General features: G+C 38.3%; 13 protein-coding genes and 1 pseudogene. 1 reads left to right on the top strand and 13 read right to left on the bottom strand.

Features of this window, described 5'->3' with window-relative positions; genetic code table 11:
* Positions 1–101: 101 nt before the first annotated feature.
* The 12 genes and pseudogenes from K322_RS21330 to leuS all read right to left on the bottom strand — a co-directional run bounded on the left by K322_RS21330 (position 102) and on the right by leuS (position 18616).
* Positions 102–847 (bottom strand): annotated as a pseudogene (locus tag K322_RS21330) (DUF4421 family protein).
* A gap of 91 nt (positions 848–938) precedes the next feature.
* Entirely contained in the window at positions 939–2357 is a 1419-nt protein-coding gene (gene ahcY / locus K322_RS0105390; RefSeq protein ID WP_026625964.1) for an adenosylhomocysteinase, read from the bottom strand.
* Positions 2358–2837: 480 nt separating this feature from the next.
* Positions 2838–3650, bottom strand: a complete 813-nt coding sequence (locus K322_RS0105395) for a DUF3108 domain-containing protein (RefSeq protein WP_246037483.1) — start codon at positions 3648–3650, stop codon at positions 2838–2840.
* Between the two features lie 25 nt (positions 3651–3675).
* Entirely contained in the window at positions 3676–5691 is a 2016-nt protein-coding gene (locus tag K322_RS18660) for an Ig-like domain-containing protein (RefSeq protein WP_051290654.1), read from the bottom strand.
* Between the two features lie 129 nt (positions 5692–5820).
* Positions 5821–7299 carry an O-antigen translocase gene (locus K322_RS0105405; protein WP_026625966.1) on the bottom strand — a complete coding sequence of 493 codons (1479 nt, stop codon included), beginning with the start codon at positions 7297–7299 and terminating at the stop codon, positions 5821–5823.
* Positions 7300–7348: 49 nt separating this feature from the next.
* On the bottom strand, positions 7349–8122 hold the full coding sequence (locus K322_RS0105410) for an SDR family NAD(P)-dependent oxidoreductase (protein ID WP_026625967.1): 774 nt from the start codon (positions 8120–8122) through the stop codon (positions 7349–7351).
* An 18-nt stretch (positions 8123–8140) separates the two neighbouring features.
* Positions 8141–9781, bottom strand: a complete 1641-nt coding sequence (locus tag K322_RS0105415) for a hypothetical protein (RefSeq protein WP_026625968.1) — start codon at positions 9779–9781, stop codon at positions 8141–8143.
* Positions 9782–9904: 123 nt separating this feature from the next.
* The gene (locus K322_RS0105420; protein ID WP_026625969.1) at positions 9905–11524 is read right to left on the bottom strand and encodes a hypothetical protein; all 1620 of its coding nucleotides are present in this window, start codon (positions 11522–11524) and stop codon (positions 9905–9907) included.
* Positions 11525–11580: 56 nt separating this feature from the next.
* A complete protein-coding gene (locus K322_RS0105425; RefSeq protein ID WP_026625970.1) occupies positions 11581–13209 on the bottom strand; it encodes an ArnT family glycosyltransferase in 1629 nt (542 codons plus the stop codon).
* An 11-nt stretch (positions 13210–13220) separates the two neighbouring features.
* The gene (locus tag K322_RS0105430) at positions 13221–14861 is read right to left on the bottom strand and encodes a hypothetical protein (RefSeq protein ID WP_026625971.1); all 1641 of its coding nucleotides are present in this window, start codon (positions 14859–14861) and stop codon (positions 13221–13223) included.
* 61 nt (positions 14862–14922) lie between these two features.
* Complete coding sequence (locus tag K322_RS0105435; RefSeq protein ID WP_026625972.1) at positions 14923–15792, bottom strand: YitT family protein; 870 nt, start codon at positions 15790–15792, stop codon at positions 14923–14925.
* Positions 15793–15814: 22 nt separating this feature from the next.
* Positions 15815–18616, bottom strand: coding sequence for a leucine--tRNA ligase (gene leuS / locus K322_RS0105440; RefSeq protein WP_026625973.1), 2802 nt, complete (start codon positions 18614–18616; stop codon positions 15815–15817).
* Positions 18617–18977: 361 nt separating this feature from the next.
* Here leuS and K322_RS0105445 point away from each other — a divergent pair, with 361 nt between their 5' ends.
* Entirely contained in the window at positions 18978–20303 is a 1326-nt protein-coding gene (locus K322_RS0105445; protein ID WP_026625974.1) for an NAD(P)-dependent oxidoreductase, read from the top strand.
* Positions 20304–20405: 102 nt separating this feature from the next.
* On the opposite strand, the gene K322_RS0105450 is transcribed toward K322_RS0105445, so the two are convergent.
* Positions 20406–22016, bottom strand: a complete 1611-nt coding sequence (locus K322_RS0105450; RefSeq protein ID WP_026625975.1) for an ABC-F family ATP-binding cassette domain-containing protein — start codon at positions 22014–22016, stop codon at positions 20406–20408.
* Positions 22017–22088 lie beyond the last annotated feature (72 nt).

The raw sequence follows: 22088 nt of genomic DNA on the forward strand, positions 1-22088 counted from the left end.
CATTGATGGGAATACCACATTTCCTACATAATAAGCTCCGAATGCCCACGAATCATGGTTATATCCTACAGCTATTCTGGATGTGGCAGTAGGTGAAACCTCTAGTTTTGCTTTCCTATATTATCCAGTTTCTCGTATCCTAGACCTACTCCGGCTGTGATGGCTCCGGTGGCATACCAATGACGTCTCATAATCCACGTGTAGGCATATCCTCCGCTAATACCGAACTGGATATTATCGAATGAGTGCTTATCGGTATAAGTAAATGAACTGTCTGATTCTATTTTGCTTTTGTATAGACTTATGCCTGCCAGAAATGTTCCTGCAGATTTGAGCTGTCTCTCATTGTGAACAAATGCGGCTTTGTAAGAAAATTTACGGTTGTTGAATATATATTGCAGGCTAGCTCCGTACTGGCTTACTTTTAGATCAGTACAGTTTCTTATATTCTTCCCCTTATCATCTTCCCAGTCAAATCCCTTATATCTTTGAAGATACAAGTCGAATGCCAGTTTCCGGCTGTAATTGTGAAGCTGAAAGTCAAACGATTTTGTTTTGCTTCTTGTTTGTCTTTCATAAAGTTAAAGCTCCGGCCATAGCTTAAACTTATGATCGTGTTATTTATAGAAAAGCCCAGACCCAGTTTGGGTGGGTTGTTTGGTACATAAGATCCTGATTCTTCGGGTCTGTCATCCGAATCCATTATGAGATTGAGCACGTCTTTGGCAAAATATGCCCTTACAGAAAACACATCACCGTAAGAACTTATGTATGTGCTGTCGGTTTGCGCATGTATGTAGAAAGACGCAAGGGATAAAAGAAAGATCAGGCAGATTATTCTTAGCATTGAGTGTTGTTGTTTCTTCTAAAAAATAAAGGGGTTGCCTATAATCTAATATCAGACAACCCCTCTTTGTATCTATAAGGTACTATATACCTTAATATCTGTAATGCTCAGGCTTGAATGGACCTTCTTGCGGTACACCTAGATAATCGGCTTGCTCTTTTGAGAGTTTTGTAAGTTTTACACCGATTTGTTCGAGGTGAAGTCGTGCCACTTCTTCGTCAAGATGCTTAGGCAGGCGGTACACGTCTACAGCATAATCTTTCTGCCACAATTCGATCTGAGCTAAAGTCTGATTTGTAAATGAATTACTCATCACGAATGATGGGTGACCAGTTGCACAACCTAAATTCACAAGTCGTCCTTCAGCTAGCAGGAATATAGAATTACCTCTAGGGAAAGTATATTTATCTACCTGAGGTTTGATATTTGTATGTTTTATACCGGCGAAAGTTACCAGCTTCTCAACCTGTATTTCGTTATCGAAGTGACCTATATTACATACGATAGCCTGATCTTTCATTGCTTTCAAATGATCGATAGTAATGATATCTTTGTTACCGGTAGTTGTTACGAATATATTTCCTTCTTTTACCGCTTCTTCCATTGTGGTTACTTCAAAGCCTTCCATTGCAGCTTGTAAAGCACAGATAGGATCTATTTCGGTAACGATCACACGTGCTCCGTACGAACGCATTGAGTGTGCACAACCTTTACCTACATCACCGTATCCTGCAACAACAGCTACTTTTCCGGCAATCATAACATCTGTCGCACGTTTGATTCCGTCGGCAAGAGATTCACGGCATCCGTATAGGTTATCGAATTTCGATTTTGTAACAGAGTCGTTTACATTGATAGCAGGAATAAGCAGTTCGCCGCGCTCCATCATCTGATATAAGCGGTGAACACCTGTTGTGGTTTCTTCCGAAACGCCTTTCCATTCGGCTACTGTACGATGCCATCTTTGGTTATCTTCTTTCAATATTCTGTTCAGGGTGTCAAGTATTACCTGTTCTTCGTGATTTCCGCCTTTACGGTCGATGGTTTTCGCATCTTCTTCGGCTTTGAATCCCCAATGTATAAGCAGAGTTGCATCACCTCCGTCATCAACGATAAGGTTGGGCCCTTTTCCTCCGGGGAAACTCAATGCTTGTTCTGTACACCACCAATATTCTTCAAGCGTTTCACCTTTCCATGCAAATACAGGAATCCCTGAAGCTGCGATAGCCGCTGCGGCATGGTCTTGTGTCGAGAATATGTTACAGCTGCACCAACGTACATCAGCTCCTAAGTCTTTAAGAGTTTCAATAAGTACCGCTGTTTGGATAGTCATGTGCAATGATCCCATAACTCTTGCACCTTTCAACGGTTTCTGAGCACCATATTTTTTGCGAAGTGCCATTAATCCCGGCATTTCGTGTTCTGCTATTTCTATTTCTTTTCTCCCGAAATCGGCAAGACTGATATCTGCCACCAGATAAGGCAGATTGGGCAGTAATTGTTTAGACATACTGAGTAATTATTTGTTTGTTTGTTAAGGTCTCAGACCTATTTATTAACTTTGTAAGTATAAATGCAACAGCGTAGTTAACGCTTTGATATATAACATAAATGCTTTCTGTTACTTATTATGTTATCCGGCAAATATACGGATTATTTTCTTTTTATCTCGATAATAAACCCTTTTCATAAAAGGCTCAGATGATGCTGAGTCTTATCTTTCAGTAGATTAACCTGTAAAAGGTTACAAAAGTAACAGCCTTTATATTCATCTTTCGGATGCTTCCTTTTATTACTTTATAGGCATCTTCTCAACATCCGATTCTGAACTTTCAATGCAATGAAAAAGGTAACAAAGGTTACTCCGAGATTACCTTTTTGGTGATGATACCATTTCTTTTTTTCCTAATTTCTGAAAGAACGCTTTGTAAACAAGTGAGCTGCACCCTCTTTCTGTATAGATAAATAAATTATAAAGGGCTCTGATATCTCATCTCACTATATTTACAGGATGTTTATTTCCTTTATAGCTTTTAAGAATAACACGGGTCGAACCGACTTTTAGCTTTGTTTCCAGTTTTATGGGCATACGGTTATCATCATCTGTGATGTACACTTTCATGGCTTCTTTTCCATTGTCAAAAGCTTCATCCGCAACATAAAGAGTCAGCTTCAGACAGTTGTATTTGTTTCCGTCATTGGCTTTTACTGTTTCTTTTCCGTTATAGATAATACGCATATGAACATTCGATTTTCCGGTTATAAACCGTACTTTAGTTTCGGTGATATCATTCATTTTACCGTAATCGAGGGTACGTGCGTAGAATAAAACACTCATCAGGTCGTATGTACAGGCATCGTTTTCGATGGTTTCATCGAATTTGAAATTACCATTCTTATGTCTGATTGATCGGGTTTTTACCTTTCCGTTTGCATAAGAGTATCCGAGACGTTCTTTGGTATAATCGCCGCCTTCGTGGGCATCCTTCGTATAACCGAGAGGTACGATATCTTTTGTCGTGTAGCAGACAAGAGTATCGTTAAGTTCAAACATTTTCCGTGCGAATCCTTGTGATTCAGAGATCAATGTCATCTTATATGCATCTTTACCTGCATATTTTACATTTTGGGTAGTCAGGCTTGCGTATCCACCCTTAATGGTCGCTGCAAATTTGATGTAAAGATCATAAGTGAGATGTTCTCCTGCCTGAAAATATTTATTGTCGATACTGCATTGCGCCGAAACATGGTGTAAGGGCAGTAAAGACAATAGTAAGATAAATGAGTAAAGAATCTTCTTCATAAGCATCTTAAGGTCTCAGACCTATTTAATACGTATTATTTATGTTAGTTGTTCCTGTGTTATTATACCGATTCGTCGAGTTGGTTGTATTGGTCGAATTGGTCTGAGAGTTTTTCCGCCTTTTTTCATTGGCTTCTTTCCGTTCAAGATCTTTCTTTTTCTTATCCTGATCTTTGGGCTTGTTTTTGGTGATATCAAGCGGTTTCTGCTTGTCGAGCGGAAGTTGGGTTATATCCCAGTCTTCTTCCATCTCCCAATATGCTTTAAGATCTACGCTTTTGTCGTAATAATATACCATTTCGGGTTGCAGGTTTTTCTCATAATCCCCGGTATCCCATTTTCCGTTTCCGTTTGTATCTATAATGATACGTGCGTAATACAGACCCGGATTTAAGTTTATAATAGAGGTTTTTGGTAATTTTACTTTTTCTTTTCTGACTACTTTGTCTGACTTATCGAGTATTTCAATAAAGGCAGGTATACTATCGGGTACGTTATTCAGGTAAAATGTAATTATCCCGTATTGATCTTCCGTTTTTACCTTAAATCCGGCATCAAATTTATTATTCCATTTACCGTCATAACTATATATGGCAGCAGAGTCTATCGCAAACTTGTATTGACTGCCCTGTTTCCACTTATGCTGCAAACTATACTTTCGAGGGTTTAGAGTATCTTTCTTCAATACAAAGTCAATATCTTTATATGTTGAGTCTACCAACTCCTGTAGGCGCAGCTGTTTCTTTTCGAGATCTGCTATCGGTCTTTCAAATTCGACGTTTATATCCTTATATACATCGAATGCTTGTGCTATATCGGTTTGTATTGATAGAAATTCTATTTTTTCTTCTTCGTTTTTCTTCTTTCGTTTCTCTCTTTCTTTTTCCTGCTTTTCATGTTCTTTCTCTTCCTGTTTTCTATGCCGGTTTACAAAACTGAGTGTGTCGGTTACAGGTTGCAGCCTGTTTAGTGTATCAGTTGCAAAATAAGAAACTTTCAGATTGATGGTATCCATTTCTGCAATCGCAGGCTTGGTAATCCAGAATTTTAATGTGTCATTTCCGGCTGTTCTTTCCAATACAGACCATTCATTGATGCCTGCCGGTATATCCAAAGGTTCTATCTTAGGCATTTGAGTAGCCGATCCGAAGAAAATATTCAGAATATTACTCGATGGCCGGTCTACCTTTTGCAGATACTGACGTTTAAATGTTGAGGTGAATGATCTCAATACAATATTGTCCGGTAAGAATCGTGTGTAATTGACAGTCTTTATTGTGTCGAATATATGTTTTATGTCGAATATACTGTCCTGACGGCTTGCAGCCTCACTTGATGGGACGATCAGGTCGCTAAGAAAGGCTATTGCTTCCCCCGGATCGTTGTACATATAATCGCGGTTGATATCATTCAGCGCATATATTTTATATTTACCCGGAGAGATCCCCTTGATCGTGAATCTGCCCAATTCATTAGTTCGTGAAATACGAAGGAAAGGTTTTTTTGTAAAAGCAGTATCCGATAAGTCGGAATGTATACCTACATAAATAGCTGATACAGGTTCGAGATTATCGGCTGTTAGAACTTTACCCGAAATAGCGAGGCTATCGACAACATCTCCTGTCGAAAAAGAAACGGCGAAATTTTCGAGTACATTTTTTTCGTTATTATCGACTATTGCATCCGTAAAATCAATAGTATATGTTGTATTCTCCTGTAGAGTATCTTTCAGGTCAACAAGCACTCTGTTGTTTATTGCTCTGATATTCGGATAATTCTTTTGGGGAGGAGTTATTATTATTTTCTCTTCCGGCTTTTCGAGCTGGACAAGTTCATCAAATATGATTTCGACTTTGCCTTTCTTTACATTTGTTTCATTGAAATTTGGGGTGACTTGTACGACTTTGGGCGGATCTAGGTCATAGTCTCCTCCCGAAGGTGAGCCTATACTGGCGCATGCCGTAATAAATGCCGCAATACCGCATGCGGAAAGTATGCGGATAATATATTTATTTGAATCTGAGATGTATCGTCTGAACATATGTCACTTACTTGCTATTTCGGACAAAAATACAATGTTTTATCTAATCAAAGGTTGTAATGCCTTGTAAAGAGTGATCTTTGTTCGTAAATTTCATTTTTTTAAGTTCGTACTCTTTGGTGCTCGGTATTACTTTTTCTTTCTTAACAGGTTTGGCAAGGATTTAAGCGGTAATATTTTATTGAATCTAAATGCTGATATTATGATAGATACAATTAATAGAGGTACAAGTATTATTACACTGTATTCGCTGTAATATTGAGCAGATGCAAATCCAATACCGATAATAATAAGACTGAGTATTCCCAGCAGCGAATTTTCTTTTATCCATCCGAAAGCAATCAGTTTTCGCCCAGCTATATATACAACAGGAAGATATACGATATATCCGATAAAATAGGCTATACCGATTGACTCAAAACCTAAATGAGGATATATCAGATATGCACTCCCCAGATATACTGTCAGATATAGCATTTCGGTAAAAAAATATACAGCCCCCTTTCCTTTAGCGAGAAGGATAAATCCTAAGGGCCATGAAACAACTTTCAGAAATGTGCCGGCTATCTGCCAGTTGAGGACATCCGATGCTCCGATAAAATCGTAACTGTAGAGAGTAATAAGCAGCAATTTCGAAAACAAGAGCAAGGCCAGTATGGCAGGGGCACATAGTATCAATACAATATGCGTTTGCTCATTGATCAATCGGGATGATGAGCTGTTGTCTTTGATGACACCGCATAAGCGGGGATAAAAATCGGCTCCCATTGATTTCAGTATAAGAGAAAGATAAACATTGGTAATTGTAGATGCTGCCTGAAACAATCCAACCGCTTCCAATCCGGAGTTGTTAACCAAAAAAGCCCTGATAACAAACAGGCTTGCCGTGGTTGGTATTGCAGCCAGAGCAACAAAAAAACCCAGACGGAGCATTCCTGTTCCTCTTGTTCTTATTTCACTGAATGATAATTGTACTTTGGGTATTTTCAGTTTTCGCCGATAGTAATACGCACTGCAATACATCCCTATACTTACGGCTATAAATACGGGAATCACCCCATTAAGATCAAAATATGCATACATCGGTATAGCCACAATCAGTCCGGCAATATTCCATATAATAGATGATTTTACCAGATATGATATCTGTCGCAGTCCTTGCAGTACTACCGTTTGTCCTGCGGCGAGTACCATAAAGAATAAACTGATGGATAACGCCCCTATCTGATAGGTATGTGTTGTGTCATCAAATAACCATATACTCACAGGATAAGCACAGGCAATACAGATAACCGTACTAAGTAAAGCCAGAATCAAAGACCATGTGTCTATGGTTGATATTGTTCTGTATAGCTCGGTTTTGTCCTCGTTTTCGGCGGATTGCGAAACATCCCGTACTCCGCTGGTTTCAATACCGAAACCGGATATGGATTTGATAACATCGAGAATCGATTGGTAAACACTGATAAGTCCGGCTCCGACTGTTCCGAGGAGTATGGCTATGACTTTGTTGCGGATGATCCCGATAAGAATTGTTATCAGTTGGGATCCTCCGAAAATTCCGGTCGATTTGATAATCCGTTTATATGAGTTATCTGTTTTTTGCAAGATGTCTATTTTGATACTTTAGGATTTGTACAAAGATACTAACACTGGATTATATTGTGTCGCTCTTTTCTAATTTCCTCTTTTCCAGTAACGAATATATGCTGAATATCGGAGGAAAGATATTCCCCGCATAATTAAACAGACGGAACACAGCCGATGGTGATACCGATGTTTTATCTTTTTCTATTCCTCTCATTATCGCTTTTGCTACCGTTATCGGGCTTTGGGTCGGGAAAGGGAGTGGAGGAGAGGTATTATTATGGGCTTTTTTGAAAAACTCGGTACGGGTTGCTACAGGATAAACGGTCATCGTATGAACACCTTGAGACTGCTCGAAGCGATATGTCTTCATAAACTGCCTGATTGCAGCTTTTGTGGAGCAGTACAACGAATAATAAGGCAGTGCAACAGTAGATACAGCCGATGAAATACTGACAAAAAAACTTGATCCTGTCTTATTAAATTCGATTTGTTTTTCGAGGGAATATATAGGAGAGATGGTATTCAAAGAGAATATCTGCTCTATATGATCCCAGTCGGGAGACGATAATTTCTCGATATAAGCAAATCCGGCATTGGCGATAAACAAATCAACTTTATCGAAGATGGTTTCAGTAAACAAAAACAATTTGTCAACACCTTCTTTATTGCTTACATCGCATGAATATGGATATATGACTCCCTCTTTTTCGGGTATAGGAGAGGTGTTTCGTGCTACGGCTATAATTTTTACACCCTCATAACGTGATAGTTGTTTTAATACTTCTAATCCTATTCCGGATGAAGCTCCTGTCAAAATAATATTCTTACCATTGATATGCATGTAATGTGTATTAAGACCTTACTCGCTCCAGAGAACGGTGTAATTGCTATCGGTATTTGTTTTAAAACCTTCAAGATTTATCGAGGGAACCATCTTGTTGGAGACGATATAGGCTGTGCCTTTTTTAGGTACAATATCAGCAGGAAGCCCGAAAGTCACATTTGCATATTCGTTTGCCAATTGTATGGATACGCCTTCTCTTTTTACGGTCGTATCGAATGTGCGGGGATTTATCGGGTTGTAAAATAGAACAATACTATGCACAATGTCATGAGGATAATAAATCCTATCGAATTTCTTATCTTTTACGAAAAGCGTACTTTCTTTAATCATACGAGCATAGTATGTAAAGCCCGGTTTGAAAGTCTTGAAATTGAAATAATTTATCAAAAAGAGAAGGAAAAGGATCGAGAACATCGACAAAAACAAGCCTTTACAAGGTGCGAAAGACTTAGCGAAATAATAAATTCCGTAACCCGTAAAAATTGCCAAGGGTAGCCATAACAGGTTCCAGTGTACAAGGCTTGCCCCTACGAGTACCAACAGAATACAAGACGATGCGAACATGATAAACAGCAAATACATTTCGGATCTCTTTTCTTTTAGAAAATACCAGATCCCGTAAGCAAGAAAAGGCAGAGCTACAATATTATAATAGATCCCGAAATAAGGCATGGCTATTTCGTTGCTTATGCCGTCTGTTCCTAAAAGAAACAATTTAGAAATAACCGGAATACTGTTCTTTATCTCGGAGAGTATATTATCAGATGCAAGGATAAAGGTTCCTGCATCATTTGCCCGGTTAAAATCTAGTTTGGGAATAGTCATTGCTCCGACTTTCATTTCATCGAAACCTAAGTATAGTATTCCTGCGAAATACATCAAAGGCCATGCTATAATAAACATCAACGCTATACCTGTACCGATTTGTTTCGGCGTGATTGCCTTCTGTTTGTATAAGAACAATATTATAAGAATAACCAGGATAGGCAAAACAACCCACGATACTGCGTATCCGTATGCCGAAATAGCAAGTATAGCAAATCCTGTACAGTAAGCTGCCGTTTGTTTCCATCCGCTGTAAAATGTATAGCCAAGCATAAAACAGCATACCCCTATCAATATCAGGTCGGGAGCTACCATTGCATCCAGCCCGTATCTGCTTTTCATTATGTGCCAGGGAGTAATGGCTATGAATGAAGAAAGGACGCAAACAAGTAAAGTATCTTTTTGAGTCTTGCGTAATGTCCAATAGAAGAACATTACTGCAAATGCACCTAAGAAGGACATCGGCAAGCGAAACACTTCTTCCGACAGCCCGAATATTTTGACAAAGGGCATAGCCATGTATATGTACAATGCACTCATACCACTGCCCCAGACTTTCATGTATACCGGATAAGATACCATATGGCTGTCTACTCCGTAGTTGGCAAGACACCATGACTCGTATCCGGCCATTGCTTCGTCGGGATTTACTCCTGCCATATAGTCGAGGTTAACTATACGAACCAATACTCCTATTAAAAGAAACAGCAGGCTCAGGTATAAATTCCTTTTATCTTGAGAATCGGAAATTCCTTTTATCTTGAATATTTCCCAGATAATGAAGATGAGGGAAATTACGAAAAATACTATTTGAATATGTTCTACTGCCATGTTGGGTAAATGAAAGTATTTAATGATCTATTTTAATGTTATAACGCGCTCCGGCTATTGTACTTGCCAAAGTAATAAATAGGTCTGCAACCTAAATCATTTTTTACTTGTAAAAAGAAAACTTCAGTCATTCCATAATACACTATAATATTCTCCCTTTTGAATACGGAATAGGTTTAAATCTATAGATGGTAACTGCTGATTAGAGATGACATATGCCGTTTTACTTATCGGTTGTATATCGGGAAGTCCGAAAGATATATTGTCGTACGACAATCCGGTGGATAGCATGCGTCCGTCCGAAACGAATGTCCTAGCGAATATATAAGGGCTGACCGGTGCATAGAAAAGCGTATAACTGTGCGTGAAATCTTTAGGATAGAATATTTTGTTGAAATGGTGATCTTTCGTGAATTTAATCTCTTTCTCGAAAGTATAAGAATTGAACGGTTTGTATACTTCCCGATCAAAATAATTGCGAAGGAATAATAGAAACGAAATGGAATAGATAGAGCCGACAATGACAAAATTAGTCTGTCCTATTTCGATAAATTTGAATATTCCGTATCCTGTAAAATAAATGACTGGAAACCACAATAGGTTCCAGTGGTTAATTGTCGGTTCTACGATCAGGAGCATTGGAAGACAGGATATCAACCAGATCAGAAAAATATCGTTGACCACACTTTTTTCTTTATATCCTTTGTATATGCCGAGAATCAGAAACGGTAGTGATATTATATTATAGAAAATACCGGATACAGGAAGAGAACTTACATTTAAATTATCTACACCCAATACAACTACCTTGTATGCATATTTGAGGTACAATAAGAATTGTTGTATGAAATGACCTGATCCGAATAATGTAGTGTCATTGTGCCTGCCATCGCTTAATTGAGTGATGGTAACTGGTCCGATCGTAAATTGTTCCAATTTGAAGAACAGCGTAAATGCAAAAAGTATCAAGGGTAATAAAATAAGGAAAGAAATGCTTGCTGCAATTATTTCCTGTTTGATGCTTAGATACTTTTTTCGATACAGATATAGAAACCCCCAAATAAAAATGAATGGTAAGACCATCCAGCTTACTCCGTATCCGTAAGCACTGAGAGCTAATAAAGAAAAACCAGCTACAGTGAGTCCTGTTTTTCTATGTTGTGTATATAACGATAGAATTATAAGGCAGATTCCTATAAGTACCAGATCGGGGCATATATTACAATCTACTGCAAAGCGGCTTTTTATGATATGCCAGGGATTAATTGCCAGAAATGCTGTGATACAAAATACAAGAGATCCGCTTTGTTGAGATTTCTTTAAAGTTTTGTAAAGGACGATTAAGGCTAAACAGCTGATCAAAGACATGGGTAGTCTGTATGCTTCTACATTTAGCCCGAATAGTTTAATGAATGGTAATGCCAAGTAGGCATACAGTGCACTTTGTCCTGTTCCCCACGATTTAAGATAAACCGGATAGGAGGCAAGATTGCTATCCACTCCATAGTTAGCCAGCGACCAGGAATCATAAGCCCCCATTGCTTCGTCAACAAATACCCCATGCGGATATGATAAATTGATAGAGCGAAGAAGTATCCCTATAAAAAGAATCAACAAAGTATATACAGCTAATTTTCTTTCTTTTGACGAACTGGCTCCGGTTATCCGAATTTCATGAATTATGAATGCCAGCACAAAAGCCAGAAATATTATCTGAATAATTATATATGGTTTAAAGTCCATACTCGATACTACTTATATTTGTATTAACGAACGCTATAACAGCTTGATTCTTAGTTTTAGTCATTCCATATAACGGAATAATATTTCCCTTGTTTTATTTTGAATTGCTTCCGGTCGATGTATTGTAATGTCACATTTGGAATCAGGTATGCTGTTTTGGGTGTTGGCTCCATATTGTTGGGTAACCCGATAACTGCATTATCAAAAGATTTGGCGATTTTGATTCCTTCTCCTCTGTCTATCCTTGTATTAGCAAAAACATAAGGTGAGATCGGATTATAGAACAGAATCTCTCCCTGTGTGAACTCCCATGGATAGTATACCTTGGAGGGGTTAAGAGTCCTTATAAATTTCATTTCGTTTTCGTAAGTCCATGAATAAAAAGGACTGTTTTTTTCTTTGTTGAAATAAAATCTTAAGAAACATCCGAATATAATAATATATATTGGAATAGATAGCGCGAATATCTTTTTATACTCAATAGCGATCCAAATGCCGTATGCGGAAAAATAAATGAGAGGGAACCAAAGTATATTCCAATGCCAGACGGATGGGGCGACTAATATTATTATGGGAATACATGCGAGCAGCCATAATCCGAAGATAGTATTTAACGATCCTTTCTTTCGGTAGGCAGAATATATTCCGATAACGGTAAAAATTATAGTAAAAGCATTATAAAACGTTCCATAAGGCGATATCGCATTCATGATGTCTCCCGAGTGGTAATCACTACCCAATATTACAATCTTTACAGCCGATTTTATATAGTTATAAATGATTGCAAGGTCTAAATCTCCAATAGGATTCATCGTGTGGTTATGTCTTCCTTCATTTAGTACGGGTATAGTGAGGGGCCCTAATTTTATGATATCCAATTTGAAAAAGAGGACTACGGCAAACAGGATTAGAGGTATGAGTAAAAGAATAGATGATATTGCAGTGTATATAATTTTTCTTTGATCTGATTTTCTGGATTTAATGAGATATATAATAATGCAGATGTAAAATACAGGCAGCATCAGCCAGGAGACCCCATAGGCATAAGCAGCAAGGTATAGGAAGATAAACCCGAATAAAAGAAACCAGAATCTTTTATTATTACAGCTATGTAAATATAAAAGAAAGAAGCAAGCTGCAATCAGTATCATATCGGGACAGATGTTACAATCCAGCCCAAATCTCGATTTCATGATGTGCCAAGGACTTATAGCCAAGAAGAAAGTGCATACTGCAACCAAGCTTACCGATTTTTGAGTTTTTCTTAATGTGTAATAAAAAAAGATCAGAGAAAAACAGCCTATAAGTGATGCCGGCAATCTGTATGCTTCGGCATTAAGTCCTAGCAGTTTTATAAATGGAAGAGCTGCATAGGCATATAATGCGCTTTGCCCCGTTCCCCACGATTTCAGGTAAACCGGATAGGATGCTAAGTTACTGTCTACTCCATAGTTCGCCAGACTCCATGAATCATATGCACCCATTGATTCATCCACGTATACTCCGTGTGGATATGCCAGATTTACGGATCGGACAATAATGCCTATAAATAAAGCAGATAGAGTCAGAATTGATATATTTCTGTTTGATTTTGAATCATTCCACGACTTTTTTAACTCATAAGTTATGAATATACTTACCAGTATTATAAATAGTCCTTGGATAATGTAAATGTCAGAATTCATTAATCAATATTTTATTTATTCCACAAAACAGAATAATATTTGCCATACTTAATATTAAAGGAGTCTTTATTTATATGGGGGATCATGTCATTGGATATAACATAACCATTCCCTGATTGTGGTATAATTTCAGGAGGTAGTCCTTGTATGATAATACTGTTTATATTTTTATTAATGTTTTTATTGATGTCCGTAATTAAATATGATTGAGTGGTTTTTGGATCAGTCGGATTGTAAAATAAAACAATACATGGACTTATGTCATGTGGGTAATATATCTTTTTTAGATTGAGATTCTGAGCAAACTTCACTTCATTTTCAATCATGTACGATTGAATAGATATCGATGTTTTGTTACCAAAATATATAGATAAGAATAGGCCTAATATTATGGCGTACATGCTAAAAAAAAGAGGCTGGCACTCTTTATATTTACTGGCGAAGTAATATATTCCATTTGCTGTTAAGAAAATAAGGGGAATCCATATCAAAGTCCAGTTTACGACTCCTGTAGAACCTATCGTTATTGTCATTATTGAAGATATAAGAGCAATACTTATTATAATCACTACAGGTTTTCTGTCTTTGTAGGCTTCAATTATTCCATAAACAAGAAAAGGCAGAGAGATGATATTATAAAATATGCCGAAAAAGGGCATGGATGTTTCTATAGATACTCCATCTGTCCCTAGTAATAATATCTTAGCCTTACTTAATAAAGACTGGAATATTGCAATTGCTAAGTTGTCATGCAGAAAAAGAGCTATAGAATTATTGGTTCGCGGATAGCTTAAGCCTGTAATAGTAAAAGGACCTACTTTCACGGGTGGAAAATCAAAGAAGAGTATTCCGCAAAAATATAGTAAAGGTAGAACTCCTATCGTGATTATGATACTATTGATAAGAATGTATTGCTTTTTTATCTTACCAGTTTTATATAAATACAATGATGTCAAGAGCAAAAAGAAGGGGAGGACTGTCCATGATATAGCATATGAATATGCTGTTAGTACCATAAATAAACACCCGAAAGTATAATATGTGATTCTTTTTCTTGAGCTACCCTCGTAATAAGCAAGAATTAAAAAGCATATACTGTATAACATTATCTCGGATGATAATATGGCATCCATCGAGAATCGGCTTTTCATTATATGCCATGGACTGATTGCTAATAAAGCACAGAAGCATAAAATGAGTAGTGTATTCTGATTTGTTTTTCGAAGTGTCCAGTAAAAGAATAGCAAGCTAAAGCAGCCAATAATGGACATTGGTAATCTGATTACTTCGACCGACAGTCCAAATATCTTAACAAGAGGAAGGCTGATATAGGTATAAAGAGCACTCATCCCTCCACCCCATGATTCAAGATATACAGGAAATGATTGTAGATTTTGGTCGTATCCGAAGTTGGCTAAACACCACATATCATACCCCTGAAAAGCTTCGTCAATATTAACACCCTTCAAGTGGGAAAGATTGATGCTTCTTACTATGATACCTATGAAGATGATAATCAAGGTTAAATACAATGTAAGCTTGTCGTTTTTATTATTATAATGCTGTCCGATAGATTTGTATTCGTTAAAAAAGAATACAAGCATAATAATGAAAAAGACGCCTTGCACTATCATATAAGGCTGAAATTCCATATAGTGTAAATTTGAATGAGTATCCCTTTATACTCTCAGTTGTATGAGAAAAAATATCCCTTTATCTTATTTTGTCAAAGCCTTCGCCGTATACACCCCTAACGGTACTCTGCGAAATAAAGGCTTTTTCATCTATGCTGCGAATCAGGCGGAACAATTCTACCGATTCGGCTCTCTTTGCCAAAACCATGATTACTTTGGTTGGCTTTTTAGTATACCATCCCATTCCATCGAGCATTGTGCATCCCCGGTGAAGCTCTTTATTGATGGCTGTAGCTATTATATCGTGTTTATCGGATATGATCAATACTTGAACCGATTGCCGGAAACCGTTTATAACCATATCAATAGCGTACGTCATTACACCCATTACGATCAATCCGTAAACAATCTTATTGAAGTCCTGAAACACAAAATAGGAGCAGCAGATAATCGTAAAGTCACAGAGGAGCATTCCCCGTCCGAAAGCTATATTCTTATATTTATTGATGAGGGCAACTATAATGTCGGTTCCTCCCGTGCTTCCGTTTGCACTGAATACCAGACCGATGCCGCTCCCGCACATCATCCCGCCTATTACTCCCGAGAGAAGTGGTTCTCCTTCTATAATAGGCTCTTTCATTATTATTCCCAAAACGGTCATCATACCGGTTAGAACAACAACCCCGTAAATGGTTTTAACAAGAAATTTTAACCCCAGTATTTTCAATGCTACGATCAACAGTAGGCAGTTAACCACAAAGTAGGTCTCCTGCAACGGAATTCTTCCGTTTGTTGCATATTCGACCAGCAATCCGATACCGGCAAGTCCTCCGGTTACGATTTCTCCGGGGCGGATGAAACAAATAAGACCAACTGCATATAATGCAAGACCTAAAGTGATATTCAGGTAGTCTTTCCAATAGAAATTCTTAAGATACCGTTTGGGCATATAGATATATCCGTATAATTAATTATAATACGACGTTTACGATTTTCTTTGGTACGATAATTACCTTCTTAGGTGTTTTTCCTTCGAGCCATTTCTGAGAATTGGCATGATTTAAAACTGTCGATTCTATTTCGTTATTCGCTGCGTCAGCTGCAAATTCAATCGTGAATCGGGCTTTCCCATTAAAGGAGATGGTATAATTAATAACATCTTCTTTCAGATAATCTTCGTTGTGTTCTGGCCATTGTGCATCACATACAGTAGTTGTGTAGCCCAAAGTGTTCCACAATTGTTCGGCGATATGGGGAGCAAATGGAGCTATTACTGTAATAAGCTGCTCTAGTATTGCCTTTTTGTTGCATTTCAATGATGTCAATTCATTAACACAGATCATAAAGGCTGATACTGAGGTGTTGAAAGAGAAATTTTCAATGTCTTGAGTCACTTTCTTTATCAACTTATGCAATGATTTCAGTTCGTCTTTTGTAGGAGTATCATCTGAAATAGAAACTTCTTCTCCGTTATAGAATAAATTCCAGAAGCGGCGAAGGAATCGGTGTACTCCGTCTATTCCGTTTGTATCCCAAGGTTTGGATTGCTCCAAAGGTCCAAGGAACATTTCATACAAACGAAGTGTATCTGCTCCATATTTTTCGACAATGTTATCGGGATTAACCACATTGTATAGTGATTTTGACATTTTTTCTACACCGTAACCACATATGTATTTATCCTCTTCAAGGATAAATTCTGCATTTGCAAATTCGGGACGCCATGCTTTGAATGCCTCTAAATCAAGGATATCGTTGCTCACAATATTTACATCTACATGCAACTCTGTTGTCTCGTGCTGATCTTTCAACCCGAAAGAAACGAACTTATTTGTTCCGTTGATACGATATACAAAATTGCTTCGTCCTTGTATCATTCCCTGATTAATCAGCTTTTGGAATGGTTCATCCTCACATGAAACATTGATGTCGAATAGGAACTTATTCCAGAAGCGGCTGTATATCAAGTGACCGGTAGCATGCTCTGTTCCTCCGATGTATAAATCGACATTCCGCCAGTATTCGTCTTTAGCCTTACTCACTAATGCCTCATTATTATGAGGATCCATATATCGAAGGTAATAAGCCGATGATCCTGCAAATCCGGGCATTGTATTCAATTCCAAGGGAAATATGGTAGTGTCGTTTATTTCCGATTTGTCTACTATTTCTTGTTTTACACTGTCCCAAGCCCATTTTACGGCGTTTCCAAGAGGTGGTTCGCCTGTTTCGGTTGGTAAAAATTTGCTTACCTCCGGCAATTCCAAAGGAAGTTTATCTATTGGCAGCATATAAGGCATTCCGTCTTTGTAATAGACGGGGAATGGTTCGCCCCAGTATCTTTGACGCGAAAATATAGCATCGCGAAGCCGGTAATTGGTTTTCACCTTTCCGATGCCTTTTTCTTCGATGTATTGTTTTGCTTTCGATATAGCTTCTTTTACAGTCAGTCCATTCAGAAAATCAGAATTAGTAACGATACCCTCTTTTGCATCATAACTCTCTTCCGAGATATCGCATCCTTCTACAAGCGGGATAATCGGCAGATTGAAATGTTTTGCAAAAGCATAGTCTCTGCTGTCGTGAGCAGGTACAGCCATAATTGCCCCCGTTCCGTATCCGGCAAGTACGTAATCCGCAATCCAGATCGGAATTTCTTTTCCGTTCAAAGGGTTGATAGCATGTGATCCGGAGAATACTCCCGATACTTTTTTCTCTGCCTGACGTTCTCGTTCCGTTCTCTTTTTGGTTGCTTGCAGATAAGCATCTACTTCAGCCTGCTGATTTGGTTTAGTCAACAATGACACATAATCGCTTTCGGGAGCAAGTACCATAAAGGTCACCCCAAAAACGGTATCGGCACGGGTTGTAAATATTTCGAGTTCAATATCTGAATCTTTTACCTTGAATTTCATTTCGGCACCTTCCGAACGTCCGATCCAGTTTTTCTGGGTTTCTTTTAAAGAGTCTGTCCAGTCTATTTTATCCAACCCTTCCAACAATCGTTGTGCATAAGCCGAAACACGAAGGCACCATTGACGCATTTTGCGCTGTTCAACGGGGTATCCGCCACGTTCCGACAAGCCGTTGATTACCTCATCATTGGCAAGAACAGTTCCTAGTGCAGCACACCAATTTACCATTGTTTCGCCCAGATAAGCGATACGGTAATTTAAAAGGATTTCCTGTTTTTCTTTTTCAGTTTTGGATTTCCATTCATCAGCCGTGAATAATAATTCTTCGCTGCAAGCTATGTTCATACCCTCAGAACCCTGTTGTTCAAAAACGGAAATAAGTTCTGTTATTGGGCGGGCTTGTTGTTCGTCATAGCAATAATATGATTCAAACATTTGTACAAATGCCCATTGAGTCCATTTGTAATATTCGGGTTCGCAGGTTCTGATTTCACGATCCCAGTCAAAAGAAAAACCTATTTTGTCTAATTGTTCTTTGTATCTTTTGATATTCTGATTGGTTGTGATTGACGGATGCTGACCTGTTTGTATCGCATATTGCTCAGCGGGTAGTCCGTAGGCGTCATAACCCATAGGATGCAATACATTGAAACCTTGCAAACGCTTGTAACGGCTGTAAATATCCGATGCAATGTAGCCAAGAGGGTGTCCAACGTGTAATCCTGCACCCGAAGGGTACGGAAACATGTCGAGGACATAGTATTTTGGTTTATCTTTGTTCTCTACAACTTTGTAGATTTTCTGATCTGTCCAAAACTCTTGCCAACGTTTTTCGATTTCTTTGAAATTGTATTCCATGACCTTTTTTTAGTGTTTCTATTCTAAGTCAGTAACAGAACGCATTTATAGACATATTTAAGAGAATAACAACTTAATAGCTGTTGTTCTTGAATCTGCCAGTAAATAGGACTGAGACCTTAAAAGAACTTATTTGATGATATATTTTTTTTGCACAACAAAAATGTTCCGATTTCTCGAAACTTCAGCCGCAAAGGTAGTTATTTCTTTGGATTAAAAAGTATTGTCTAAAATGGAATTTTAGACATGTGCTATAACTATATTGTATTAGTTGTATGAAAAAGCAATGATTCTTATTTTGTTATGTATGTATTACATAAAATAACTATATTTGCAAGGTTTGATTATCAATATTTGATTTATGGAACTTCGTACAGAAGACAAGCGTAGTGGTAGCTTTGCTGAGATAAATGTAAGCTATACAATGAAAGAAGCAATTAAGGAAGCAAAAAGATGCCTTAATTGTAAAACTCCGCTCTGTATTCAGGGTTGCCCGATAGAACATGATATTCCCGGATTTATTCACGAATTATCAATGGGCAATATTGGAGGTGCAATGCAGATTATCAATGAAAAGAGTAATCTTCCTGCGATTTGCGGCAGAGTATGTCCTCATGAGAAGCAGTGCGAGGGGCATTGTATTCTTAACAAAAAGAATAATCCCGTGAGAGTGGGTAAGTTGGAGCGTTTTATTGCGGACTTCGATAGTGAGATGGAGTTGATAAAGCGTAAGCTAAAACCCAAAACAAGGGGAAAGGTGGCCGTTATTGGTTCGGGGCCTGCCGGATTGACTGTTGCTGGAGATCTTGCCCGGGAAGGTTTTAATGTTGTGGTTTTCGAAGGGCAGAAAGAGTCCGGAGGAGTATTGATGTACGGTATTCCCGAATATCGACTGCCTCATGAAATAGTCAGGCGGGAGGTGCAAAAGATCGAAGCATTGGGCGTGACATTTATTAATGATTGCGTTGTCGGCGAAAAAATTACTGTTGATGGTATGTTGTCTCACGAATTTGATGCTGTGTTTATCGGATCTGGTACTTCCGTCCCCAAGACTTTAGATATAAAAGGAATAAAGTTATATAGAGTATTGCAGGCTTCTTATTTTCTTCGAATGGTTAGTTTGTTCAATAGTGAAGAGATAGGGCGGGCAGCCGTGCCCTTGATCGAGGGTGAAAATGTAATTGTGATCGGGGCCGGTAATGTTGCGATGGATACCGCCCGTACAGCAATACGGATGGGAGCCAAAGAAGTAACGATTGTTTCAAATGATACGATGGAAAACATGCCTGCTCTGCAAACGGAATATAATGAGGCTCTGGAAGAAGGTGTGAAATTCAGATGGCAGACCGAAACCAGAGAGTTTCTTGGAGAAAATAATACCTTGAAAGCTTTGAAGGCAATAGATTTGTCGGGAGAAGTTACAATTCCGGTCGATCGTGTTTTGATTGCTATCGGGTCTAAGCCTGCAAACCGCATCGTGTCGACCTCTCTTGGTATCGAAATAAATGAAGCAGGATATGTGATTACAAAAGATCATCCGTATGGGATGACTACACGAAAAGGAGTTTTTGCGGGAGGTGATGTGGTGCATACTCCTCAAACCGTTGTTTTAGCCATGAGAGATGCAAAGCGTGTGGCAATGGGAATTGCCCAATATGTGGATGCCGTAAAATTACTTAGCGACTAGTTTTTATTATTATATTTAATGGATCGCAGAGATGCGAAAACGGCAGCCTAGTTATGGGGCTGCCGTTATTATTTTAGGTTGTTAGATCGTAATCTTTAAATCTTAATACATTTTCTCTCTTAATGCTTTGATTTCGGGAGATACGATATAATCGTCATAATCCATATATTTATCAATGATCCCGTTTGGAGTCAGTTCTATTATACGGTTACAAGTTGTCTGGATGAATTCGTGGTCATGAGACGACATCAAAATAATGCCTTTGAATTGCTTCAGAGTATTATTGAATGCCTGAATAGATTCCAGATCGAGGTGATTTGTAGGAGAATCTAATACCAGGCAGTTCGCACTCTTCATCATCATACGTGCAAGCATACAGCGCATTTTTTCTCCTCCTGATAATACTTTGGCACTTTTAAGTACTTCTTCTCCGGAGAATAACATTCTCCCTAAAAATCCTTTGATGTATATTTCACTAGTGTCATCAGAGAACTGAGATAACCACTCAACTAAATTTTGGTCTATTTTGAAATATTCCGAATTGTCAAGAGGAAGGTAAGCCTCAGTGATAGTCTGTCCCCATTCGAATGATCCATTGTCTGGATTCTGGTATCCATTGATGATTTCGAAGAAAGCGGTCATCGCTCTGGGATCTTTTGAAAGAAAAACGACATGGTCTTCTTTTTCGATATTCAGGTTTACATTATCGAACAAGACTGTGCCTTCGACAGATGCCTTCAGATTTTTTACTTCCAGAATCTTGTTTCCAGGTTCACGATCAGGAGTGAAAATGATTCCCGGATATTTTCGAGACGAAGGTTTTATCTCCTCAATGTTTAGCTTTTCCAACATCTTTTTACGGCTTGTGGTCTGTTTAGACTTAGCTACGTTGGCACTGAAACGGCGGATAAATTCTTCGAGTTCTTTTTTCTTTTCTTCGGCTTTTTTGTTTTGTTGAGCTTGTTGACGAAGTGCCAGCTGGCTCGATTCGTACCAGAAGCTATAGTTTCCGGGGTAAAGGTTTACTTTTCCGAAATCGATATCTACAGTATGTGTACATACAGAATCGAGGAAGTGACGGTCGTGTGATACGACTAATACAGTATTTTCGAAATTGGCAAGGTATTGTTCCAGCCACATAACTGTATCAATGTCCAAGTCATTGGTAGGCTCATCGAGCAACAGGTTGTCGGGGTTTCCGAAGAGGGCGCGAGCCAAAAGGATACGCACTTTTTGCTGACCGCTCATATCCCGCATCATTTGTTGATGAAGTTCGTCTTTTATCCCTAACCCGCTTAATAATGCCGCTGCATCGTTTTCAGCATTCCATCCTTCGAGTTCTGCAAATTTTTCTTCTAATTCAGAAGCTCTGATTCCGTCTTCGTCCGTAAAGTCTGCTTTAGCATATAATGTGTCTTTTTCGGTCATTATATCCCACAATATTGTATGTCCTTGTAGCACTGTATTCAATACCGTCTGATCGTCATACGCAAAGTGATCCTGCGACAGAACAGACATACGCTCGTTTGGGAGCATTGAAAAAGAACCTTGTGTTGCATCTTTTTCTCCACTTAATATTTTTAAGAAAGTAGATTTTCCGGCTCCATTCGCACCGATTATACCATAACAATTGCCCGGTGTAAATTTCAAATTCACATCTTGAAATAACACTCTCTTTCCAAACTGAATTCCTAAATTAGATACTGTAATCATATTTTACCTCAAAATTAGAGGATAACCGATACTGGCTATCCTCTAATAATATTTATAATGTTTTTAAAATTA

The sequence above is a fragment of the Indolivaga capnocytophagoides DSM 22835 genome, assembly GCF_000426485.1.
Taxonomy (GTDB): Bacteria; Bacteroidota; Bacteroidia; order Bacteroidales; family Dysgonomonadaceae; genus Dysgonomonas_A; species Dysgonomonas_A capnocytophagoides.